The sequence below is a fragment of the Pseudomonas sp. BIGb0558 genome (genome assembly GCF_024807515.1).
Classification (GTDB): domain Bacteria; phylum Pseudomonadota; class Gammaproteobacteria; order Pseudomonadales; family Pseudomonadaceae; genus Aquipseudomonas; species Aquipseudomonas yamanorum_A.
The window spans coordinates 325,906-348,351 of sequence record NZ_JANUEW010000003.1; the positions used below are offsets into that span (position 1 = coordinate 325,906).

Here is a 22,446-nt window from a genome sequence, read left to right on the forward strand (position 1 = left end):
TGTACAGATGCAGAAGCATGCGCTGGTTACTGGTGTTACAGGTCAGGATGGGGCTTACCTTGTCGAACTGCTGCTGTCCAAGGGGTATAAGGTTTATGGCGCCTATCGCCGGACAAGTTCTGTAAGTTTCTGGCGATTAGAGGAACTTGGCGTTTTTGGGCATGATGATCTTCACCTCGTCGAATTTGATTTGACTGACCTCTCCGGGACCATTCGTTTAATTCAGAATTGCGCCCCGGACGAGGTGTATAACCTGGCGGCTCAAAGCTTCGTAGGTGTTTCCTTCGATCAGCCTATTACAACCGCGCAGATTACGGGTGTCGGTGCGCTTAATTTGCTGGAAGCGATCCGAATAGTAAATCCGAAGATTCGCTTCTATCAAGCTTCGACATCTGAAATGTTTGGATTGGTACAGGCTGTTCCTCAATCTGAAAGCACACCCTTCTACCCGCGTAGTCCTTACGGCGTTGCGAAGTTGTTTGCGCATTGGACAACCATTAATTATCGCGAGTCATATGGCATTTTTGCCACCAGCGGCATTCTGTTCAACCATGAGTCTCCGCTGCGAGGAAAAGAGTTTGTTACTCGGAAAATTACCGATGCTGTAGCCAGTATCGAAATGGGCGAGCAGCAAGTCTTGGAACTTGGAAACATGGATGCCAAACGAGACTGGGGTTTTGCTAAAGAGTATGTAGATGGCATGCACCGGATGTTGCAAATCGACACGCCGGAAACATTTGTGCTGGCCACAAATCGCACGGAAACTGTTCGTGATTTTGTTGCCATGAGCTTCAAAGCTGTAGGCGTTGATATTGATTGGTCCGGAAGTGGCGAGAATGAATTCGGCGTTGATCGTCGGACCGGCGTCACCCGGGTAAAAGTCAATCCACGCTTCTATCGACCTGCGGAAGTAGAGTTGTTGATTGGCGATGCGTCCTTTGCAAAAGAGCGGTTAGGCTGGGAACCAGAAACGACGCTGGAGCAACTGTGCCAGTTGATGGTTGAAGCTGACTTGAGAAGGGTTCGCAATGGCACTTCAAAGTAACGATCGGACAGTACTGATTACAGGGCTCTCAGGTTTCACCGGGAAGCACTTGGCGGAAAGCCTCACCCAAGCTGGCTGGCGGGTCGCCGGCCTGGGAGGGGAGCGGCTGGCGTGTGAGTTTGACCATCTGGACGCGGACCTGAATGACACGGAGCGGCTCAGTGGTTGGATCAAGCAGGTTCAACCCACTCATATTATTCATTTGGCCGCGCTGGCGCATGTCACTGGCAGCGATGCCTTGTCATACTACCGGGTCAATGTGTTGGGTACGGAAAGCCTTCTTAATGCGATTAAGGAGGCAGCGGTGGCTGTTGAGAAAATCATCATTGCAAGCAGTGCAAATATTTACGGAAACGCCATTTCATCGCCCATTTCAGAGAGCAGTGAACCGCAGCCCGTTAACCATTACGCATTGAGCAAGCTGACGATGGAGGCCCTGGTCCGCAAGTGGTTTTCTCGTATGCCTATATTGGTGGTGCGGCCATTCAACTACACCGGACCAGGCCAGTCGGAGTCATTCGTTTTCTCCAAGATCGTGGGCGCGTTTGCTCGTGGGGAAAAGGAACTCAGGCTAGGCAACCTGGATGTTTCCCGGGACTTGTCTGATGTCGGTTTTGTGGTGGAGGCCTATTCGAGGCTGTTGACGTCTGATCAACGCGGTGAGTTTATAAATATTTGCTCAGGTCGCAGCATTTCTTTACTGAGCGTGATTGATGAAATGGCACAGATTGCAGGTTATCGGCCAACGATAATAGTTGATCCTGCCTTTGTCAGGGAAGATGAAGTTAAAGAGCTTTACGGTAGTCCGGCCAAGCTCTTTGATGCGGTGGGTGAAATTGATGTGCCTAATTTGCACGATACATTGCTTTCAATGTATCAGCAGAAGGTGGTTGTTTAATACTGGTGGCTGGTAACGGGTTGGTGCACTGTGCGTATATGTTTTTTTGCTAATATGTCCGCTCACGCTAATTGGCGCGAGATGTTTGATAAAGTCGAATTTTATCGGGTCGATATTCGTATTCTCAAGGAGCTTGGACACGAAGTCGTTTTGTCGGGGACGCCGGGCACATTAGATTGGAAGGCGGATCTCTATTTTTGTTGGTGGTGGGGGCATTCACCGCTTCCGTTGCTTGCCGGAAAACTACGTCGTCGTCCAGTAATTGTAACTGGGGCCTTTGACTATTCCACCTGCCGGAAGGAAATTCCGGGTCTGTGTTACCTGGACCGCCCGTTATGGCAGAAGGCAGTACTGCGCACCTCGCTGTTGTTGGCTGATCGAAACCTGTTTATCTCAAGATCTGAGTGTGAGGAAGTCACAACCAACCTGCCGGTCAGAAACCCAGTGTACGCAACGCTGGCGATCGATACAGACTACTATTCTCCTAGCGAGCTTCCGGCGGTTGGATCGGATTACTTTTTTACGGTGACCTGGACAAGTCGTACAAATGCCATTCGTAAAGGGCTCATTCCGACGATTGAGGCGTTTGCAAAGGTTTCGGCTAACGCACGTCATCTTCGACTGGTTGTTGCTGGTAAGCATGGTGACTACCTGCAGGAACTAAAAGACCTGGCGCAGCGCCTGGGTGTAGGAGACAAGGTGGAGTTTGTCGGGATGATCTCCGATGAAGAGAAGCTGCACCATTACCGCAATTGCCTGGCCTATGTTCAACCAACGCTTTATGAAGGTTTCGGGCATGCGATCGGCGAGGCCCTGGCGTGTGGAGCGCGAGTGATAACTTCGCCTCGGGGCGCGGTGCCTGAGGTCGCGGGTGACTTCGCTTACTGGGTTCAACCAGATAGCCAGGAAGAAATTGCTGCGGCCATGGAGGCGGTTGTCGCCACGCCGACTTGCGCTGAAGATGCCAAAGCCAGGCATCAGTGGATTTCTTCCAATTATTCCATCGCAGCTCGTCGTGTGGCGCTTAAAAATGTCCTGGATTCCTTGTCGCTGGTGAAATAAAGGAGAGCTTCGTTGATAGTGTTTATCAAGATTCATGGTGGTAGCGTGTGTTGAATCGTCTGATCAGCATGTTTGAAAGTTCGAAGCTGTTACAGCTGATCGTTATTACTGCCTGTATTCAAGGTGGGGTAATAATAAGTCAGTTTTTGATCACGTCTTGGGTTGATCCGTCGGTCGTGGGTGTGGTGCGCTCGCTGGAAACAATTATTGCTCTTGTCGTACTGGCAGGAAGTTTGGGCATGCAAAGCATCGCGATTCGCGATACGGCGGCGAGTCATGGTACTTCTCGTCAAAGTGAAGTGCTTCGGCAAGTGTTTTTGTTGGTCGGGATCGCTTCAGGTGTCGTGATTGCTGGCATATACGTCGCGCATGAGTTTGTGTTGACTTCGGCGATTAGTTCTTATGTTTTTACAACCTGTGGCTTGGTGTTGTTGACTAATTTACTTCGTGTAACGACTGGCTTTGCTCAGGGGGCGAAGGCGATACGCGAGATCTACTTCGTTCTGATGCTGGTTACCGGGGCGGGCGTTATTCTGCATGTTGTGTTGACGAAGTTGTATGGTATCCAAGGCTGGATGGCTGCTCGTTATCTTGGTGAGTTCTTTTGTCTCGCTGCCGTTTGGTGGAAGCTGCGAGCGCATATCTTTCTGGCGCTTGATTTTCGCCAGGTGAACCGGCGCGAATTAATTACAACGGCCAAGTCCGGTGTCATTGTCAATGCCAGCCTGTTTGTTCGTCTGTTGGTGGATAGTCTGCCTGTCCTGATGTTGACTGCTTATCATGTGAAAACCGACGAGATCGGTTTTTTTGGTATTGCTATATTGAGCCTTATTCTTGGCTTGCTGCCATTGGCAATCATTGCACAAAGGGCCCTTCCTGAGTTGGTCGAGGTCATCCATGATAAAAGCGAGCTGCGCGAAAGGTATCATGCATTCTCCAAAAGCATGTTAAAGATCTCATCCGCAGTTGCTTTGCTGTTGATCTTTTTCTCTTGTATATGGTTGGTGTGTGTGGGCGGTGTTTATAAGCAGACGGCCATGTATATCATTGTGTTGGCGTTGACTTTGCCCTTGAAGGCTATGGCTCTCGCTTGCGGTACAATACTGGTCGCATTGCGTGTTTTTAGTTTAAGCCTTAAAACCAATATTGTAGAGGGCTTGCTTGTTCTTTTAATTCTATACGTCGGTATCCCTGTTTTGGATGCTTGGGCTGGCGTTTTGGGGTATGTGGTTGGTGCTGTTTTGTCCGCCGTGCTGCTTCTGATTGCGGTGAGAGTCCGCCTCGCTGATTTATGACCCAAGAGGTTGATACCTTGGAAGAAAAATATTTAGGGCCTGAGCACTTGCGGGTCCCGCTTGAAAAAAAAGCGTTTGATTGTTTTGGCGTTGGTTTTTTCTTTCTGGTGATCTGGCTTGCAGGCGTTATTGTCCCGTTATATCCCTTTATCATGGGATTTGATGGGTTTAGTCAGTTTTGGGAGTTTGATTTTTTCGATAAGCAGAGTTCTATTGATTATGCCATTTTGCTGTATGTTGGGGCTTTAATTTTTGTTTTGATGGGGTGTTGGTTAGGACGGAAAACGCATTTTAATTTTCCCGTCGGGATACGCTACATAGTAAGTCCACGGATTTTTTCGCAACGGGCCTTAGGTTTTTCGTTAGTGGCGCTGCTGGCGTTTACAACTATTCTTGTAATCCTAGGCGGGGTCTCGGGGTTGCTTCAAGGTGCCAGTGACAGGATAAGGGCGTTTGCAGGTTTGAACGGCTTGTTCCTCTTGGAGAACTTGTTGCTATCTGTCTCGCTGGCCTGGTATATAAGGCTGACCCGTGCCGGGAAGAAGTCACTTTCCGAGCGGTTTTGTTTCTGGTTATATTTTTTGGGCGGTTTGTTTATTTGCGCTCTCCAAGGGCAGAAATCGACAATTTTTATTATCGTATTGTCGTTGATTATAGTTCGGCATTACCGCGTCAAGCGTGTCAGTCTTGTAAAAGGGGCTGTGCTTGGGGCTGTAATGTTTGTTTCTCTAATGGCGTATCACCTGGTCAAGCAAGAGTTTCTCGCAACAGGGAGGTTCTTTTTTATTAATGAGGATCAGGGCGTTTTCCTGTCGTTCATTCATTTTTTGGCGACTCAGTTTACGGGCAATCTAATGCAGTTGCAGACTATGACTGTGCTTATAGATGCTATGCCCGAGAGGCTTGAGTGGCAAAATGGTACGACGCTGCTGATGGTTGTATTGATTTTAATACCCTCGGGTCTGTTTCCGGGTAAGCCACTCACCGCCGCCGGGGTATTTACAGGTGCCTTTTGGCCAGATAAGTGGCTTATGGAAGGTACGACATTGCCGCCAGGTATTTTTGGTGAGCTTTATATGAACTTTGGCACTCTGGGTGTACTGTTTGGCGGCTTCTTTCTAGGGGTTATAGGAGGGCGGCTTTATGGCGCAGTTGTCTGTAATCCTAAAAGCGACCGCGCGTTAGGTCTTTATGCATTGGCAGTCGCCTCTCTGCTTCACCTTTTTCGAGGAGAATTGGCGTCGGTCGCTCTTCTCATAGCGTCTATATGGCTTCCTTTTTTATTCTTGAGCTCAAAGCGCGAAGAGCCAGTTAATAACCCAATCTAGAGAAACTGATATGTGCGGAATTTTGGGCTACATTCATAACGGAACGCGGGAATCTATTGATTTCTCTTCGGCGCTTTCGTTTATTAGACGTCGTGGGCCTGATGATCAAGGCGTTTGGGCCGATACCGACGTTGGTGTATGGCTCGGCCAGGTGCGCCTTTCCATTCTCGATACGACTTCAGCCGGTCACCAACCAATGGTCTCTGCCGATGGGCGAGTGGTCATGGTGTTTAACGGTGAAATCTATAACTTTCGAGAATTAAGGGCTCATCTCGAAGCGGCGGGGGATCACTTTTCCAGCCAGTCCGACTCCGAAGTATTGCTCGCACTGTTCTGTCGTTATGGAATTGAGTGTTTAAACCGCTTGAACGGGATTTTTGCGGTCGTATTCTGGGAGCGCGACACTGAAACACTTTGGGTGGCTAGAGATCAGATGGGTGTCAAACCCCTCTATATCCATTCCAATGATGGTTGTTTTGCATTTTCAAGTGAGATGAAAGGCTTGATCCGAGGCGGCTTCAGTAAAACTGAAATTGACCCGCAAGCCGTACTCGCGCACCTTGGTTTTCTCTGGTCACCAGGTGATCGGACGATTGTGCGGGATATCAAAAAAGTTTTACCTGGCCAAGCGTTATGCGTTCGTAATGGGCATATTGAGAAGAGCTGGTTTTACTACGAACTGCCAATTTCCGAGAAACCCCTGACAAAAACGGTTGCGGATGTCGCTGTTGATGTTGCCGATGCGGTCAGGACTGCCGTCCAGCGTCAGTTGGTGTCCGACGTACCGTTGGGTTCATTCTTGTCAGGCGGCTTGGACTCCAGCGCCATCGTCGCGTTTGCAGCGCAGGAAATGCGGGACAAGGGGCGGTTGCAGTGCTTCAGTATCCGTGTAGACAACGGCTCCACTGCAAACGAGGGGTTCGCCGATGACCTTCCGTACGCACAGCGCGTTGCCAAGCATCTGGATGTCGACCTGCATGTCGTAGGCGTCGGTGATGAGATGATGGATCGTCTGCCGGAAATGGTTTACCTGCTCGATGAACCTACGCCGGATCCGGCCGCGTTGAATGCGTTGTTCATCTCGGAACTGGCGAGCCAGAACGGTATCAAGGTCCTGCTGTCGGGTGCCGGGGGAGATGATATTTTTACAGGCTATCGTCGTCATTTCGCTCTGGCACAAGAGCGTTGGTGGGGCGGCATGCCTCGACCGCTGCGTTCGGTACTGGCCCGTAGCTCAAGCTTGCTTCCGGCGTCGTCTCCGCTGTCTCGTCGCCTCGGGAAGGCTTTTCGCTACGCGGACTTGCCTGCTGATGATCGCTTGATCAGTTATTTCCTCTGGCTTGAACCTGATCAGGCGTATGGGCTGTTGGCGCCAGACTTGCGACACCAGTTGGCGGCCGATGATCTGTTTGCGCCTATGCGAGAAACACTTTCGCGGCTGCCTTCGGATGCAACACCTCTTGATAAAATGCTCACCCTGGAGTGCAAGCATTTTCTCACCGATCACAACCTCAACTACACCGATAAAATGGGTATGGCGACGGGCGTTGAAGTGCGTGTTCCGCTGCTGGATCTTGACCTGGTACGCCTGGCGGGTTCACTGCCATCGCATATCAAGCAAAAAGGCCGGGAAGGGAAATGGATTTTCAAGAAGGCCATGGAACCCTATCTGCCTCACGACGTCATCTATCGGCCCAAGACGGGCTTCGGTGTACCGCTTCGCAACTGGTTGCAAGGACGCCTGAAGCCTTTGGTCGATGAGGTGCTTTCTCCGGCATCCCTGCTGAAAAGGGGGATTTTCGACCCCAAAGCAGTGGCGCATCTGATCGAAGCAGATCGTTCAGGCCGAATAGACGCTGCTTATACGTTGTTTGGCATCGTTTGCATGGAGCTGTGGTGCAAACAGTATCTGGACGGCGATTTTGCCCTGGACGGTTGAGTCGGCGGGCACGTCCCGGTCTTATCCGATGGTAGGATAGATAGCTCTATACAAGTTTCTCAGTGATGAGTGAATTTTTAACTTTATTGGTGTGAATGCATGAAGCAGGTTGTTCAGAACATGGCTAGCGGTGAGACGTCATTGGTTAATGCACCCGCTCCCGCCGTTCGCAGTGGCACGCTAAAGATCAATACAACCAATACGCTGATTTCTGCCGGCACGGAACGCATGCTTGTAGGATTTGGCCGGGCCAACTGGTTGGAAAAAGCTCGCCAGCAACCTGACAAGGTTCGCATGGTTCTGCAAAAGGTGCAGACCGATGGTTTGGCGACAACGGTAGAAGCCGTTCGCTCGAAGCTTGCACAGCCGTTGCCGCTTGGATACTGCAACGTGGGTGTTGTAGGCGCCGTGGGCAGTGACGTATCCGGGTTTAAGCCCGGCGACCGCGTGGTTTCCAATGGCCCTCATGCCGATATCGTTATCGTTCCCAAGAATCTGTGTGCCTTGATCCCGGATTCGGTCAGCGACGAAGCCGCCTCGTTTACCGTGCTGGCCAGCATCGGCTTGCAGGGGATTCGGCTGGCTCAGCCTACGCTGGGCGAGACCTTTGTCGTCACCGGCGTAGGTCTGATCGGACTGATGACGGTTCAGCTCCTGCGAGCCCAGGGCTGCCGAGTACTTGCCATTGACTTTGATGAGCAAAAACTGGCGTTGGCTCGCAGTTATGGCGCCGAAACCTGCAATCCCGGCAAAGGGGAAGATGTTGTATCGGCGGGGATGACGTTCAGCCGCGGAAGAGGCGTGGATGGCGTCATCATTACCGCGTCGACCAAGTCTTCCGATCCGGTCACCCAGGCGGCACACATGTGCCGCAAGCGTGGGCGCATTGTTCTGGTGGGGGTCACCGGGCTTGAGTTGAGTCGAGCTGACTTCTACGAGAAGGAACTGACATTCCAGGTTTCATGTTCTTACGGGCCCGGGCGCTATGATCCGAGTTACGAAGATCAAGGCAACGACTTCCCGATAGGTTTTGTTCGTTGGACTGAGCAGCGCAACTTCGAAGCCGTCCTGGATATGCTCGCCAGCGGCCAATTGGAGGTCAACTCGTTGATCTCCCATCGGGTTGCATTTGAAGATGCCGCGGATGCTTATCAGACGCTTACGACGGATAACTCGGCGCTGGGTATCATTCTTCAGTACACCTCGGAAGATACCGAGCGAAACATCAAGGAAGTCGTGCTGGCACCTGGTGCGGTAGCCAGTTTCGACCCGGTCAAACCCGTGGTTGGCTTCATCGGTGCAGGAAACTATGCATCAAGAATGCTGATACCGGCGTTTAAGGCCGCGGGCGCTCAGTTCCATACGATTGTGACTGCCGGTGGTATCAACGGTGTAATACACGGCAGCAAGGCTGGATTTGCACAAGCCTCGACTGATATCAGTGCGATGCTTGGCGAGAGCACGATCAATACCGTTGCAATTGTCACCCGTCACGACAGCCACGCCCGTTTTGTCGCTCAAGCGCTGGAGGCGGGTAAACATGTGTTCGTCGAAAAGCCATTGGCAATTGAATCCCAGGATTTGGCAACGGTTGAAGAGGCCTATCGAAAGGCTGTCGAACAAGGGCTCAAGCCACATTTGATGGTTGGGTTCAATCGACGCTTTTCGCCACAGGTCCAAAAGATGAAGGCGTTGCTCTCGGCTGTAAAAGAGCCCAAGTCTTTCATCATGACGATGAATGCCGGAGCGATTCCCGCGAATCACTGGACCCAGGACCCGTCAGTCGGCGGTGGGCGTATTATTGGCGAAGCGTGTCATTTCATCGACCTGATGCGTTTTCTGGCGGGCAGCAAAATTGTTTCGATTCAGGCCCGCAGAATGGGAGATACGCCTGCTGTTGCCATTACGGAAGATAAAGCGGCGATTACCCTGGGGTTTGAGGATGGCTCTTTCGGCACCATCCTCTATCTGGCCAATGGCGCTTCAAGCTTTCCAAAAGAGCGAGTTGAAGTTTTCGCTGCCGGACGCGTCCTGCAACTGGATAACTTCCGCAAGTTGAAAGGTTTCGGCTGGCCGGGCTTCAGCAAGTTGAATCTCTGGAAACAGAACAAGGGGCAAAGCGAGTGCGCTGCGGCTTTCCTTGCAGCGGTGCAAAACGGGGTTGTCACGCCGATCACTTCCGATGAAATTTTCGAAGTGGCGCGCGTGAGCATTGAAGTTGCCCGGATTCTGCGCGAGCAATGAGCCTTCTTCTTGTTAAAGCCAAAACTGCGATAGCTCTCGGTTTTGGCAATCTGGCGCGTGCATTGACGTATCGGCTTGGGGTCAAGACTGGCTTGAACCCTGTCAGACGCCTTCGGGCTGAAATTCCCCAGGGCCCGTTTTTTGCGGAAAGTGCGAGACAGGCCGGCTCGTTGCCATGTGCGTCCCAATGGGATTCCCAGGTCCGATATTTCGGGTTCTGGGAATGTCCGGTATCGGACGCACCTCCTGACTGGCATTTGAATCCGCTGAATGGAGTTCGAGTGCCTGATCCCGGCCGGGAATGGTGGCGGATTCCGGATTTTGATGCCGCTGTCGGTGATATCAAGAATATCTGGGAAGCTTCGCGATTTGACTGGACATTGGTCTTTGCCCAGAAGTCCTGTGTTGGCGGATCTTCAGGGACGGCGCAGTTAAACGGTTGGTTGGCGGATTGGTGTGTCAATAATCCTCCCTATTGCGGTCCGAACTGGAAGTGCGGTCAGGAGGCGTCCATTCGTGTCCTGCACCTGGCGATGAGTTCGGTCATTCTTGAACAGTTTGCCCAACCGTTGCCGGGGCTTGTGGATCTGGTTCGACTGCATCTCAAACGTATTGAGCCGACGCTGAGCTATGCGATGGCTCAGGACAATAACCACGGGACTTCCGAGGCTGCCGCACTTTTTGTCGGCGGCAGTTGGTTAACGTTAAGCGGTTGCCCCGAGGGCGAACGCTGGCAGCGATTGGGGCGCAAATGGCTCGAAAACCGGGCCGCTCGGTTGATTGAGCAAGATGGCAGTTTCAGCCAGTACTCCGTCAATTATCATCGGGTGATGCTCGACACGTTTTCCATGGTTGAAGTCTGGAGAAACAAACTGGGGCTCCCGGCGTTCTCCGCTACCTTCCAACTCAGGGCTCGCGCAGCCGCGCTTTGGTTATTTTCGTTAGTCGACGAGCACACTGGAGATGCTCCGAACATTGGCGCAAATGATGGTGCCCGGCTGCTGCCACTGACGGATACGGACTATCGCGACTTCAGGCCTGCGGTCCAGTTGGCCATGGCGTTGTTTGCCGGAAAGAGAGCCTATGAGTCGGCAGGTGAATGGGATTTGTCACTGCGCTGGCTGCTCCTGCCTGGCCCATCGGCGATAGCGGAGCGTCCAGGTAGTCAACTGTTTGATCAGGGTGGTTATGCATTGTTACGGCGTGAACAAACCTATGCTGTATTGCGCTACCCGCGCTTCCGATTTCGCCCCAGCCAGGCAGATGCTCTGCATGTGGATCTATGGCGTGCAGGCATTAACTTGCTCCGGGATGCAGGTACCTTCAGCTACAACACCTCTGCCCAGTGGCTGAGTTATTTTCCGGGTACCGCCAGCCACAACACCGTTCAATTTGATGGGCAAGACCAGATGCCCAGGCTCAGCCGGTTTCTGTTCGGGGAATGGTTGCGTACGCGCCAGGTCGAAAGTCTGGTTGAGCAGGCTGGAACCAGCTCCTGCGGCGCCACGTACATCGACGGCAACGGCGTCCGTCATAAGCGGCATGTCAGCCTGACCGATACCGGCATGAAGGTCAGGGATGAATTCACCGGATTCAAGGATCGTGCAGTTCTACGCTGGCGTTTGCAGCCTGGGGACTGGCGGCTTGAGGGCGAGGTTCTGACCAACGGCTCGCATCGAATATCCGTTGCGGGCAGCATGCCTATCGTTCGGCGGGAACTCGTCCAGGGTTTGGAGTCTCGTTACTACTTACAAAAAACTGAGGTGCCGGTGCTTGAGGTTGAGGTGACTTCGGCGGGCGTTTTGACTACGGAGTATCACTGGTAGACATGAAAGTCCTTTATTTTCATCAGCATTTTTCAACTCCGAAAGGAGCAACTGGTATCCGGTCTTATGAGATGGCCCGCCGCCTGGTTGCCAGGGGTCACCAGGTGACGATGGTCTGTGGCAGCTATGGTGGTGGCCAAACGGGGCTGGAAAGCTCTTTCGTTGGTGGAAAACGCAAAGGTACCGTCGACGGTATTGAGATCATCGAATTTGACTTGGCGTACTCCAACAGCGATGGCCTGTTCGTTCGAGCGCTCAGCTTTTTGAAGTTTGCAGTGCGCAGTATCGGTATTGCACTAACCGCGCGTTACGACCTGGTTTTTGCGACCACGACGCCTTTGACAGCCGGTATACCCGGGATATTCGCCCGGTGGTTTCGCAATAAGCCGTTTATATTCGAGGTGCGGGACCTCTGGCCCGAGCTGCCGAAAGCGATGGGTGTCATTCGTAATCCGGTAATCCTTGCCGCCATGTCTTTTCTTGAGTGGGCAAGCTATCGCTCGGCTCACCGGGTCATTGGGTTGTCGCCGGGTATTGTGGATGGCATTGCGCACCGCGGTGTGGCGCGTGATCGGATCGAAATGATCCCAAACGGTTGTGACCTGGATATTTTCAACACGCCTGCTGAGCCATGGTTGCCGGCTGGAGTGGATAAAAGTCATCTGGTAGCGGTCTTTGCGGGTACGCATGGGGTGGCCAACAAGCTGGACGCGGTGCTCGATGCGGCTCGAGAGCTGAAACTGCGAAAGCGCGACGATATCCGGCTGGTTTTGATCGGGCAGGGCAAGCTCAAGCCCGCGCTTCAGAAGCGTGCAACGGAAGAACAGCTGGACAATGTGATATTTCATGACCCGGTGAACAAAGCCCGGTTGTCCGGTTTGATGGCCAACGCGGATCTGGGGCTGCAAATATTGGCAAACGTACCGGCCTTTTACTACGGAACGTCGCCTAACAAGTTTTTCGACTATATCGCTTCGGGGTTGCCTGTTTTAAATAACTATCCAGGCTGGCTCGCCGAGATGATTTCCACGGAAAACTGCGGTTTTGTCGTACCTCCTGATGATGCTGCTCTTTTCGCAGATGCGTTGATACAGGCGGCAGATGATCGTGACGAGCTGCGGGCCAAGGGCGCACGAGGCAGAGAATTGGCGGTCAGAGAGTTTGACCGACGTAAGTTGGCTGATCGGTTTGTGGATTGGCTGGAGGGTGTTGCCAGATGATCAAGCGTGGTTTTGATTTATTTGCGTCATTACTTGGACTAATTCTGCTTTCTCCGGTCATAGCAGTAATTGCCTGGAACATTCGCAAGAAATTGGGATCTCCTGTTCTGTTTCGTCAGGTTCGTCCAGGTCGTAATGGCAAGCCGTTCGAAATGATCAAGTTCCGTACGATGCGAGATGCTCATGATGCAAACGGTGAGCCTTTACCTGATTCCCAGCGCATGACAGCCTTTGGCAGTTTTCTGCGATCCAGCAGCTTGGATGAATTGCCCGAGCTGTGGAATGTGGTCAAGGGCGATATGAGCCTGGTGGGCCCACGACCGTTGCTGATGGAATACCTGCCTCTCTACAGCGCCGAACAATATCGTCGCCATGAGGTGCGCCCTGGCGTCAGCGGCTGGGCACAGATCAACGGGCGGAATGCAATTGAATGGGAAGAAAAGTTCAAGCTGGACACCTGGTATGTCGATAATCAGTCTTTTTGGCTGGATATGAAGGTGATCTTCCTGACGATCAAGAAAGTTCTGGTACGTGACGGTATCAGTGCCGAAGGCGAAGCGACAGCATCGAAGTTCACAGGCTCCAAGTCATGAGCCGCCTCGCGGTGCTGGGTGCTAGCGGCCATGGCAAAGTCGTCGCGGATACAGCCGAATGCTGTGGTTGGGACACCATTGAGTTCTTTGATGATGCCTGGCCCGGGTTGCTTCGAAATGGTGCCTGGAACGTCGTAGGCAACACCGAGAGACTGTTGGCGGCTGTGGATGAATATGATGGAGTGCTGGTGGCGATCGGCAATAATCGGGTACGCCAGGCAAAACTGGACCAGCTTAAGGCGGCAGGCGCTGCGCTGGTTACGCTGCGCCATCCGGATTCAACCGTCAGCCGGTATGCCACGCTTGGTGAAGGATCGGTGGTTTTTGCTGGCGCTGTGGTAAATGCCGATGCCAGAGTAGGCAGTGGCGCTATTCTCAATACGGGCAGCAGCGTCGACCACGATTGTCTATTGGGATCGTGTGTGCACATCAGCCCCGGCGCCCGGCTTGCAGGCGGCGTCTGCGTGCAGGATTTGAGCTGGATTGGCATAGGTGCCTGCGTGCGACAACTTGTGAACATCGGTTCACAGGTCATGGTTGGCGCGGGTGCCGTAGTTGTCAGAGATGTGCCAGACAAGGTTACGGTCGCCGGAGTGCCGGCCAGGTTGTTTGACGGTTCTTGAAATATCGTCGCCGCGTGAACAGCGTATTGAGCGAATTGCAACGGGGCTCGTGTTGACGAGTCTTTCATATTTTCGAATGAAAACTGACGGGTACTGGTTGTGTTGAATTCACCATTTTCTCCTTGGCCTTCTTTTAGTGAAGAGGAGGCTGATGCCGTACGTGATGTGATTCTGTCCAATAAGGTCAACTACTGGACCGGTACACAGGGGCGTGAGTTTGAAAAGGAGTTCGCTGCATGGGCGGGCACCGAATACGCCATCGGACTGGCCAACGGAACGGTTGCCCTGGACCTTGCCTTGAAGGCCTTGGGTATCGGTGCTGGCGATGAAGTAATTGTCACCTCACGCACGTTTCTTGCTTCCGTCTCGAGCATTGTGAATGCCGGGGCTGTTCCGGTTTTCGCCGACGTGGATCGCGATTCGCAAAACTTCAGCGCGCAGACTATCCGCGCTGTGCTGACGCCTCGCACCCGGGCCGTAATTTGTGTGCATTTGGCTGGCTGGCCTTGCGATATGGATCCGATCATGTCCCTGGCCGAGGAATTCGACCTTAAAGTGATCGAAGATTGTGCCCAGGCCCATGGCGCTCGTTACAAGGGGCGCTCGGTGGGGTCAATTGGCCACATCTCTGCCTGGTCCTTTTGTCAGGACAAGATCATGACCACAGGCGGCGAGGGCGGAATGGTCACAACCAACGATCGCAAGTTGTGGTCGGACATGTGGTCGTTCAAGGATCATGGCAAAAGCTGGGAAGCAGTCTACGAACGCAACCATCCCCCAGGTTTTCGCTGGTTGCACGAAAGCTTCGGTACGAACTGGAGAATGCTTGAGGTTCAGGCCGTGATCGGCCGGATTCAACTCAAGCGCATGACCGATTGGCAGGCCAGTCGGCTAGCGAATGCCGGGCAGATCTGGGAGTGCGCCAGCCAACTCAAAGGTTTACGTGTGCCAGTCATGCCTGAGGACAGTGTTCACGCGGCGTATAAGTGCTACGTGTTTGTTGAGCCTCAGGCGCTCAAGGCCGGATGGGATCGCGATCGTATTCTGGCGGAGATTTCGGCACGGGACGTTCCGGTATTTTCCGGTTCCTGCTCTGAGGTCTATCTTGAGAAGGCGTTTGACAATACTGGCTGGCGTCCGGCGAGCCGGTTGCCGGTAGCACGAGAACTCGGCGAAACAAGTGTGATGTTTCTCGTGCACCCAACGTTGACGCAGCTTGAAATTGACAAGACATGCTCGGTGCTCAAGACCGTTATGCAGTTGGCTACCGAAGAGTAATCAGTTAGACAGTCAGGAATGCCCGTCTTTGTTTGCAACGCAGAAGGACTTGAGCTGCGGGCCGGTCAAATGGAGTTTTCCATCATCATGGGATGAGGTCCCTTGGAATCATTCATGGTGGTGGCGGATGTACTTTAGGAGTAACAGAGGTGTTTCAAGGCGTTATGGATAAGTTGAGAACCTTATTACTGGGTTTAACGCGGCGGCAGAAACGTGCCTTCCAGGTAGTGACCGACGTTTTTCTTGTCTGGTTTGCCCTTTGGATGGCCTTTGTCGTCCGTCTGGGGATTGATGAGCTGATCAATCCTTTCACTGAATACCTATGGTTATTCCTGAGCGCCACGGTCATTGCGATTCCGCTGTTTGTACGGTTTGGTATGTACCGTGCAGTCATGCGCTATTTTGGAAACGATGCGCTGATCGCAATTATCAAGGCCGTCAGCCTGTCATCGTTGTTTCTCGCGCTGGTTGTTTACTGGAGCGGCAACCATCAAATGTTTGTTCCACGCTCGGTCATCTTCAATTACTGGTGGTTGAGCATGGTCATGATCGGGGGGCTACGCCTCGCGATGCGCCAGTATTTCCTGGGAGACTGGTTTACGGCTGCGCAACATGTTCCTTTTACCAACCGGGATGATGGACTACCGAAGGTGGCCATTTATGGTGCGGGGGCAGCCGGTAATCAGTTGGTTGCTGCGTTGCGCATGGGGAGGCTGTTGCGTCCTGTCGCCTTTATTGATGATGACAGCAGCATTGCCGATCGTGTGATTTCAGGCTTGCATGTCTATAAGCCAAAGCATATCCAGCAGATGGTTGATGTAACCGGTGCCCAGCAGATTCTTCTCGCCATTCCGTCTGCCAATCGCGGGCGTCGCCGGGAGATATTGACCTTTCTGGAGGGCTTCGCGCTCCATGTGCAAAGCGTGCCCGGTTTTATGGATTTGGCCAGCGGGCGAGTGAAAGTTGACGATATCCAGGAAGTTGATATTGCTGACTTGTTAGGCCGCGACTCTGTCCCCCCTCAGGATGAGCTGCTTGAACATTGCATTAAGGAGCAGTCGGTTCTTATAACCGGGGCGGGCGGTTCAATCGGGTCTGAGCTTTGCCGGCAGATTCTCACGCTACAACCCACGACACTGCTGTTGTATGAGCATAGCGAGTTCAATCTCTACAGCATCCTGCAAGAGCTTGAGCAGCGAATCGTACGTGAGTCGCTTTCAGTTAAGTTATTGCCAATCCTGGGCTCTGTCCGCAATCAGGAAAAGCTCTTTGACGTCATGAAAACCTGGCGCGTGAACACGGTCTACCATGCGGCGGCCTACAAGCATGTACCGATGGTCGAACATAATATTGCTGAAGGCGTACTGAATAATGTGATGGGCACGTTGAGCGCCGCACAAGCCTCTTTACGCGCCAACGTGGCGAACTTCGTGCTGATTTCTACTGATAAGGCGGTGCGTCCGACCAACGTTATGGGAAGCACCAAGCGTCTCGCAGAAATGACGCTGCAGGCGCTCAGCAGTGAGATAGCTCCGGTGCTTTTCGGTGAAACGTCCAATGTTTCCCGTGTGAACAAGACCCGCTTTACCATGGTGCGGTTCGGCAACGTGCTGGGTTCATCCGGATCGGTGATCCCGTTGTTCCACAAGCAAATAAAATCTGGTGGCCCGCTGACGGTTACACACCCCAAGATTACCCGGTATTTCATGAGTATCCCTGAAGCCGCTCAATTGGTTATCCAGGCGGGTTCCATGGGGCAGGGCGGTGACGTATTTGTTCTGGATATGGGCGAGCCGGTGAAAATCGTCGAGCTGGCAGAGAAGATGGTGCATCTTTCCGGTTTGAGTATTCGTTCTGATAAAAATCTTCAAGGTGACATCTCCATTGAGTTCACGGGGTTGCGTCCTGGCGAAAAGCTCTATGAGGAATTGCTGATCGGCGACAACGTAGTCACGACTCCGCACCCCATGATTATGAGTGCCAATGAGGACTACTTGCCTTGGGACGTCTTGAAGGCCCGTTTAACGGAGCTGCTCAGCGCCGTCGAACAGGATGACTACACGCGTGTGCGCCAACTGCTGCGCGAAACGGTCAGCGGCTATTCCCCGGACGGTGAAATCGTTGACTGGATTTACCAGCAACGCCGCCTGGAACCCTGAACTCACACCCTGTAACTCACCCATTTTTGACTCTCCCCAAACATCGCCTAAGTTTGAAAAGCAGCTTCGGAAAAGCTGCTTTTCCCTTATCGATGTCATGGAGCCTCACCAATGCATAAAGCGTATTTCTCATTCCTCATCTTTGCCTTCCTCACCAGCTTCTCGCTAGCCAGCACTGCCGCCCCCTCCACCAAAACCGAAGCCCCAACCCCCATCACCACCCAGATCACCAAGGTCGAACAATCCTCCAAGGTCAGCCTCAACTCGGCAGACGCCGAAACCCTGCGCCGCGACCTGTTCGGCATCGGCGCCGCCAAGGCCAAGGCCATCATCGCCTACCGCGAAACCAACGGGCCGTTCACGGCGATAGATGAGTTACTGGAAGTAAAAGGCATCGGCAAGGCATTGCTGGAAAAGAACCGCGACCGGCTCGAGGTGAACTGAGGATCTAAAAGCAGGCGAGGAGGCCGGTCATTGACCGGCTTTCTTCTGTTCAGCGAGTTCTGCTTTCAAGCTCCCCCTCACCACATCGAGAATCCGTGTCGCCAATTCGGCACTCTCGACACTTCTCGCCAACACCAACGCCCCCACCAGCGTCGACATCAGCACCAGGCTCTGCTCCCCGGCATTCGGGTTGCCAAGCGCCGTTTCAACCTGCTTGAGTCGAGCATTGAGGACTTCATCCGTGGTGCGGCTGTTCTGCCCACGCAACCCCATCTCCGATGACATCGTCGTCAGCGGGCAGCCTTGATCCGGCGAGGTCTGGTGCCATTCAGACAGATAGCTGTCGATGAACGCCTCCAACGGCCGCTCCTGGCTGAACAGCTGTTCGCAATGTTCATCCAGCTGCGCGGCGGCCTCCTGCAAGGCCTTTTCCACCAACTCGTCCTTGGACTTGAAGTGCGCATAAAACCCGCCATGGGTCAGGTTAAGCGCTTTCATCAGCGGCTGGAGGCCGGTCGCGCCAATGCCGTCGCGGCGAAAGCGTACAGAGGCCTCCTTGATGATGCGCTGGTGGGTTTGAGCTTTGTGATCTTGTGAATAGCGCATGGGGAGGCCTCCGAAACATCAGGCCATATTAACCAAGCTTGCCTGGGCATAGGCGGGTGTTTACAAAATTGTGCGGCTCCTCGGTGGAGCCGCCTCAGGCTCAGCGATCCTGCGCATCCTTGGCGTCCGCTTGGGCATTGCGCTCGGCTACACGTCGGCGCTGTTCGTCGGTCAATTCAACCTTGTTGGCGCTGTCTCGCAGCATCAGCAAACCACCGACGATCGAGCCGATCGCGACCACTAAAATCAACCAGGCATACCACGGCATAGGGCTCTCCTTGAGGCAGCAAACCGTGGGGAAATTTCCCACGGTAATAGCTGCTTTGAGTAACGGGCTTTCTTAGTAGTTCATTGTAGGCCCGTTCTGCCCCGGTAACCTTATAGCCCGGTCAGCATCGCGTCCGCCGGCGCATCGGCGCGGTCTTGTGCGGTCAGTTGGAAGTACACAAAACCCACCACCATGAAGCCCAGGAAGATCAGCCCGATCAGCGCGTTGAACCACGCCATTGCCACCAGGCACACCACGGCCAGTACCAGCGCAATCCCCGGCACGATTGGATAGCCCGGTGCACGGAAGGTGCGTTCCAGCAACGGTTCGGTCTTGCGTAGCTTGAACAGGCTGAGCATGCTCATGATGTACATCACGATCGCACCGAACACCGCCATGGTGATCATTGCCGCGGTCAAGGTCATACCGCCCAGGTTGATCAGCCCGTCGCTATAGATAGCAGCGATACCGACGATGCCACCGGCGATGATCGCCCGGTGCGGCGTCTGGAAGCGTGAAAGCTTGGCCAGGAAAGACGGCAGGTAACCCGCGCGCGCCAGGGCGAAGAATTGGCGCGAGTAACCCAGGATGATCCCGTGGAAGCTGGCCACCAGGCCGAACAGACCGATCCACACCAGCATGTGCAGCCAGCCCGAACTGTCGCCGACCACGGTTTTCATCGCCTGGGGCAGGGGATCGTTGATGTTCGACAGCGTGCGCCAGTCACCGACGCCGCCGGCGAAGAACATCACGCCCATCGCCAGAACCACCAGGGTCAGGATGCCGCTGATGTAGGCCTTTGGAATGGTGCGCTTGGGATCTTTCGCTTCTTCGGCCGCCATGGCGGCACCTTCGATGGCGAGGAAGAACCAGATGGCAAATGGAATCGCCGCAAACATCCCGGCAATCGCCGGCGCGCCGAAGGTGTCGGAGCCGGCCCAGCCATTGAGGGCAAAGTTGCTGAAGCTGAACGCAGGGGCGACCACGCCCATGAACACCAGCAACTCGGCGACCGCGAGCACGCACACCACCAGTTCAAAGGTCGCGGCCAGTTTCACGCCGAGGATGTTCAGGCCCATGAATACAATGTAGGCGCCGACTGCCGCGTGTTTCGGATCAAGGGCCGGAAACTGCACATTCAAGTACGCGCCAATGGCCAGTGCGATGGCGGGCGGGGCGAAGACGAATTCAATCAGCGTCGCCAGTCCGGCGATCAGACCGCCTTTCTCGCCAAACGCCCGGCGGCTGTAGGCAAACGGGCCGCCAGCGTGGGGAATGGCGGTGGTCAGTTCGGTGAAACTGAATATAAAGCAGGTGTACATGGCGGCGACCATCAATGAGGTCACCAGGAAGCCCACCGTTCCTGCCACGCCCCAGCCGTAGCTCCAGCCAAAATATTCTCCGGAAATTACCAGGCCGACGGCGATGCCCCATAAATGCAGGGTGCCCAAGGTGGGTTTGAGTTGTGTGTTCATCGTGTAGCTCTCCCTGAACGGTTTGGAATGTTTCAGGGCATTGCAGCGGGCATGCCATTAACCCATGCCGTGTCGTAAAGGCGCCGAACTGTCGCCGAGGGAACGGTTTGGCGTTTGAATCATTTCAAGCGCTGCACCAGATGAGGGCGTGGGTGTCTGGTCTGACGCCATCGCGGGCAAGCCCGGCTCCCACATTTGAAGTGCATAGCCCTGTAAACGCCGCATAAACCCACTCTTTACGCCGTCTTTACGCCCCACCCATACCGTCGCTCTCGTTCCTTTACGCCACTCCTGCGGACAATCCTCCTACACGCGGCAGTCGCCGCACGACGGAGAAACTTCCATGAGCGTTCTGGACGGGGTGTCACTGCTGTTGGCTGTGGCGCTGTTCATTTATCTGCTGGTTGCGCTGTTACGCGCGGATCGGAACTAGGAGCAGGCTATGCACAGTTATGACTATTGGCTGATCATCGCCTTCTTTGCCTTGGTGCTGATTCCGGCACCGGCCCTGGGGCGGTTCTACTACAAGGTAATGGAAGGGCAGCGAACCTGGCTCACGCCGGTGTTCGGCCCGGTCGAGCGCGTTTGCTATCGCCTTTCGGGTGTCGATGCCGACCAGGAGCAGAGCTGGCAGAAGTACGCGCTGGCGTTGCTGGCGTTCAACCTTGCCGGTTTCGTTCTGCTTTTCGGCATCCTGGTGTTCCAGGAGTACCTGCCGCTGAACCCGCAGAAGTTGCCGGGTCAGGAATGGACCCTGGCGTTCAACACCGCTATCAGTTTCATGACCAACACCAACTGGCAGAACTACAGCGGTGAAGCGTCCCTGAGCTACCTCAGCCAGATGGCCGGCCTCACCGTGCAGAACTTCGTCAGCGCTGCCACCGGCCTCGCCGTACTGGTCGCGTTGTGCCGTGGGATCGGTCGCAAATCCACCAAGACCTTGGGCAACTTCTGGGTCGACATGACTCGCGCCACCCTCTACGGCCTGTTGCCGTTGTGCCTGGTGCTCGCGTTGTTCCTGGTGTGGCAGGGCGTGCCACAAACCTTCGCTCACTACGTTAACGCCGTGACCATGCAAGGCGTTGACCAGGTAATTCCACTGGGTCCGGCCGCCAGCCAGATTGCGATCAAGCAACTGGGCACCAACGGCGGTGGCTTCTTCGGCGTCAACTCGGCGCATCCCTTCGAGGACCCGACTGCCTGGGCCAACCTGTTTGAGCTGGGCGCGATCATCCTGATTCCGGTGGCGCTGGTATTCACCTTTGGCCACTACGTGAAAGACCTGCGTCAGAGCCGGGCGATCCTCGGTTGCATGCTGGCCTTGTTCATCATCGGCGGTGCAACCGCGATGTGGGCCGAGTATCAGCCCAACCCTGCGCTGAACAACCCGGCGGTGGAACAGGCCGCGCCGCAGGAAGGTAAAGAAGCGCGCTTCGGCACCACCGGCACCGTGCTGTGGTCGGTGGCTACCACCGCCGCGTCCAACGGTTCGGTCAACGGCATGCAGGACAGCCTCAACCCCCTGAGCGGCATGGTGTCGCTGGTCAACATGATGGTCGGCGAAGTGATCTTCGGCGGCGTCGGTGCCGGCATGTACGGCATGTTGCTCAACGTGTTGATCGCGGTGTTCCTTGCCGGCCTGATGATTGGTCGCACGCCGGAATACCTCGGCAAGAAACTCCAGGCCCGGGAAGTGCAATTGCTGGTGGTGACCTTGCTGGTGATGCCGGTGGGCACCCTGGTACTCGGCGCCATCGCCGCCAGCCTGCCTGGGCCGGCCGGCGCCATCAGTAACCCTGGGCCCCACGGCTTCAGCCAGTTGCTGTACGCCTACACCTCGGCCAGTGCCAACAACGGTTCGGCGTTCGGCGGCTTCAGTGCCAACACCGCGTTCCACAACCTGATGTTGAGCCTGTCGATGTTGCTCGGCCGCTTCGGCTACATCCTCCCGGTTCTGGCGTTGGCCGGCAGCCTGGCGATGAAGAAGACCGCGCCGATTGGCCAGAACAGCTTCCCGACCCACGGCCCGCTGTTCGTGACCCTGTTGACCGTGACCATTTTGCTGGTGGGCGGCCTGACCTTCCTGCCGACGCTGGCACTTGGGCCTATCGCTGAACATTTGAGCATGGCTGCTTTTTAAATG

19 protein-coding genes are annotated in these 22,446 nt (G+C 54.4%); 16 read left to right on the forward strand and 3 right to left on the reverse strand.

Annotation, left to right across the window (positions count from 1 at the left end; genetic code table 11):
• Positions 1-7 precede the first annotated feature (7 nt).
• The 14 genes from gmd (at position 8) to M2400_RS07545 (ending at position 17,954) form a co-directional block, all read left to right on the forward strand.
• Positions 8-1,045 (forward strand): GDP-mannose 4,6-dehydratase, encoded by a 1,038-nt coding sequence (gene gmd, locus M2400_RS07480; protein ID WP_177045547.1) that lies wholly within the window; start codon positions 8-10, stop codon positions 1,043-1,045.
• Entirely contained in the window at positions 1,029-1,943 is a 915-nt protein-coding gene (locus M2400_RS07485) for a GDP-mannose 4,6-dehydratase (RefSeq protein ID WP_259196079.1), read from the forward strand. Before gmd ends, M2400_RS07485 begins: the two co-directional genes overlap by 17 nt.
• Before the next feature lie 81 nt (positions 1,944-2,024).
• Positions 2,025-3,005 (forward strand): glycosyltransferase, encoded by a 981-nt coding sequence (locus tag M2400_RS07490; protein ID WP_256348150.1) that lies wholly within the window; start codon positions 2,025-2,027, stop codon positions 3,003-3,005.
• 47 nt (positions 3,006-3,052) lie between these two features.
• Positions 3,053-4,300, forward strand: coding sequence for a lipopolysaccharide biosynthesis protein (locus M2400_RS07495; RefSeq protein WP_177113278.1), 1,248 nt, complete (start codon positions 3,053-3,055; stop codon positions 4,298-4,300).
• Positions 4,297-5,628, forward strand: a complete 1,332-nt coding sequence (locus tag M2400_RS07500; RefSeq protein ID WP_177045542.1) for an O-antigen polymerase — start codon at positions 4,297-4,299, stop codon at positions 5,626-5,628. The genes M2400_RS07495 and M2400_RS07500 overlap by 4 nt, the downstream gene beginning before the upstream one ends.
• Positions 5,629-5,638: 10 nt before the next feature.
• The gene (asnB, locus tag M2400_RS07505) at positions 5,639-7,567 is read left to right on the forward strand and encodes an asparagine synthase (glutamine-hydrolyzing) (RefSeq protein WP_259196078.1); all 1,929 of its coding nucleotides are present in this window, start codon (positions 5,639-5,641) and stop codon (positions 7,565-7,567) included.
• A 99-nt stretch (positions 7,568-7,666) separates the two neighbouring features.
• On the forward strand, positions 7,667-9,811 hold the full coding sequence (locus M2400_RS07510; protein WP_259196077.1) for a bi-domain-containing oxidoreductase: 2,145 nt from the start codon (positions 7,667-7,669) through the stop codon (positions 9,809-9,811).
• Positions 9,808-11,637 carry a heparinase II/III-family protein gene (locus M2400_RS07515; protein ID WP_259196076.1) on the forward strand — a complete coding sequence of 610 codons (1,830 nt, stop codon included), beginning with the start codon at positions 9,808-9,810 and terminating at the stop codon, positions 11,635-11,637. The genes M2400_RS07510 and M2400_RS07515 overlap by 4 nt, the downstream gene beginning before the upstream one ends.
• A 2-nt stretch (positions 11,638-11,639) precedes the next feature.
• Entirely contained in the window at positions 11,640-12,857 is a 1,218-nt protein-coding gene (locus tag M2400_RS07520; RefSeq protein WP_259196075.1) for a glycosyltransferase family 4 protein, read from the forward strand.
• The gene (locus M2400_RS07525; protein WP_177045527.1) at positions 12,854-13,450 is read left to right on the forward strand and encodes a sugar transferase; all 597 of its coding nucleotides are present in this window, start codon (positions 12,854-12,856) and stop codon (positions 13,448-13,450) included. The genes M2400_RS07520 and M2400_RS07525 overlap by 4 nt, the downstream gene beginning before the upstream one ends.
• Positions 13,447-14,073: an acetyltransferase gene (locus M2400_RS07530; protein WP_177045525.1), complete on the forward strand. Its 627-nt coding sequence runs from the start codon at positions 13,447-13,449 to the stop codon at positions 14,071-14,073. The genes M2400_RS07525 and M2400_RS07530 overlap by 4 nt, the downstream gene beginning before the upstream one ends.
• A gap of 99 nt (positions 14,074-14,172) precedes the next feature.
• Positions 14,173-15,351, forward strand: a complete 1,179-nt coding sequence (locus M2400_RS07535; RefSeq protein ID WP_177045523.1) for a DegT/DnrJ/EryC1/StrS aminotransferase family protein — start codon at positions 14,173-14,175, stop codon at positions 15,349-15,351.
• Positions 15,352-15,515: 164 nt separating this feature from the next.
• A complete protein-coding gene (locus tag M2400_RS07540; RefSeq protein WP_177045521.1) occupies positions 15,516-17,510 on the forward strand; it encodes a nucleoside-diphosphate sugar epimerase/dehydratase in 1,995 nt (664 codons plus the stop codon).
• Positions 17,511-17,621: 111 nt separating this feature from the next.
• Positions 17,622-17,954 carry a helix-hairpin-helix domain-containing protein gene (locus M2400_RS07545; protein ID WP_259196074.1) on the forward strand — a complete coding sequence of 111 codons (333 nt, stop codon included), beginning with the start codon at positions 17,622-17,624 and terminating at the stop codon, positions 17,952-17,954.
• Between the two features lie 27 nt (positions 17,955-17,981).
• On the opposite strand, the gene M2400_RS07550 is transcribed toward M2400_RS07545, so the two are convergent.
• From M2400_RS07550 to eat, 3 genes are all read right to left on the reverse strand, one after another.
• Complete coding sequence (locus M2400_RS07550; RefSeq protein ID WP_177120573.1) at positions 17,982-18,560, reverse strand: TetR/AcrR family transcriptional regulator; 579 nt, start codon at positions 18,558-18,560, stop codon at positions 17,982-17,984.
• A 100-nt stretch (positions 18,561-18,660) separates the two neighbouring features.
• Positions 18,661-18,828, reverse strand: coding sequence for a DUF2897 family protein (locus M2400_RS07555; protein WP_177045515.1), 168 nt, complete (start codon positions 18,826-18,828; stop codon positions 18,661-18,663).
• Positions 18,829-18,938: 110 nt separating this feature from the next.
• A complete protein-coding gene (eat, locus tag M2400_RS07560) occupies positions 18,939-20,303 on the reverse strand; it encodes an ethanolamine permease (RefSeq protein ID WP_259196072.1) in 1,365 nt (454 codons plus the stop codon).
• Positions 20,304-20,646: 343 nt separating this feature from the next.
• On the opposite strand from eat, the gene kdpF reads away from it, so the two are divergent.
• Both kdpF and kdpA read left to right on the forward strand, forming a co-directional pair.
• Complete coding sequence (kdpF, locus tag M2400_RS07565) at positions 20,647-20,736, forward strand: K(+)-transporting ATPase subunit F (RefSeq protein ID WP_003218754.1); 90 nt, start codon at positions 20,647-20,649, stop codon at positions 20,734-20,736.
• A 9-nt stretch (positions 20,737-20,745) separates the two neighbouring features.
• Entirely contained in the window at positions 20,746-22,443 is a 1,698-nt protein-coding gene (gene kdpA, locus M2400_RS07570; protein ID WP_259196070.1) for a potassium-transporting ATPase subunit KdpA, read from the forward strand.
• Positions 22,444-22,446: the final 3 nt, after the last annotated feature.

What these genes read in the sequence shown, in the direction of transcription:
- gmd (WP_177045547.1), top strand. Translation starts at nt 8, where the DNA reads ATGCAGAAGCATGCGCTGGTTACTGGTGTTACAGGTCAGGATGGGGCT.
- M2400_RS07485 (WP_259196079.1), top strand. Translation starts at nt 1,029, where the DNA reads ATGGCACTTCAAAGTAACGATCGGACAGTACTGATTACAGGGCTCTCA.
- M2400_RS07490 (WP_256348150.1), top strand. Translation starts at nt 2,025, where the DNA reads ATGTTTGATAAAGTCGAATTTTATCGGGTCGATATTCGTATTCTCAAG.
- M2400_RS07500 (WP_177045542.1), top strand. Translation starts at nt 4,297, where the DNA reads ATGACCCAAGAGGTTGATACCTTGGAAGAAAAATATTTAGGGCCTGAG.
- asnB (WP_259196078.1), top strand. Translation starts at nt 5,639, where the DNA reads ATGTGCGGAATTTTGGGCTACATTCATAACGGAACGCGGGAATCTATT.
- M2400_RS07510 (WP_259196077.1), top strand. Translation starts at nt 7,667, where the DNA reads ATGAAGCAGGTTGTTCAGAACATGGCTAGCGGTGAGACGTCATTGGTT.
- M2400_RS07515 (WP_259196076.1), top strand. Translation starts at nt 9,808, where the DNA reads ATGAGCCTTCTTCTTGTTAAAGCCAAAACTGCGATAGCTCTCGGTTTT.
- M2400_RS07520 (WP_259196075.1), top strand. Translation starts at nt 11,640, where the DNA reads ATGAAAGTCCTTTATTTTCATCAGCATTTTTCAACTCCGAAAGGAGCA.
- M2400_RS07525 (WP_177045527.1), top strand. Translation starts at nt 12,854, where the DNA reads ATGATCAAGCGTGGTTTTGATTTATTTGCGTCATTACTTGGACTAATT.
- M2400_RS07530 (WP_177045525.1), top strand. Translation starts at nt 13,447, where the DNA reads ATGAGCCGCCTCGCGGTGCTGGGTGCTAGCGGCCATGGCAAAGTCGTC.
- M2400_RS07540 (WP_177045521.1), top strand. Translation starts at nt 15,516, where the DNA reads ATGGATAAGTTGAGAACCTTATTACTGGGTTTAACGCGGCGGCAGAAA.
- M2400_RS07545 (WP_259196074.1), top strand. Translation starts at nt 17,622, where the DNA reads ATGCATAAAGCGTATTTCTCATTCCTCATCTTTGCCTTCCTCACCAGC.
- M2400_RS07550 (WP_177120573.1), bottom strand. Translation starts at nt 18,560, where the DNA reads ATGCGCTATTCACAAGATCACAAAGCTCAAACCCACCAGCGCATCATC.
- M2400_RS07555 (WP_177045515.1), bottom strand. Translation starts at nt 18,828, where the DNA reads ATGCCGTGGTATGCCTGGTTGATTTTAGTGGTCGCGATCGGCTCGATC.
- eat (WP_259196072.1), bottom strand. Translation starts at nt 20,303, where the DNA reads ATGAACACACAACTCAAACCCACCTTGGGCACCCTGCATTTATGGGGC.
- kdpF (WP_003218754.1), top strand. Translation starts at nt 20,647, where the DNA reads ATGAGCGTTCTGGACGGGGTGTCACTGCTGTTGGCTGTGGCGCTGTTC.
- kdpA (WP_259196070.1), top strand. Translation starts at nt 20,746, where the DNA reads ATGCACAGTTATGACTATTGGCTGATCATCGCCTTCTTTGCCTTGGTG.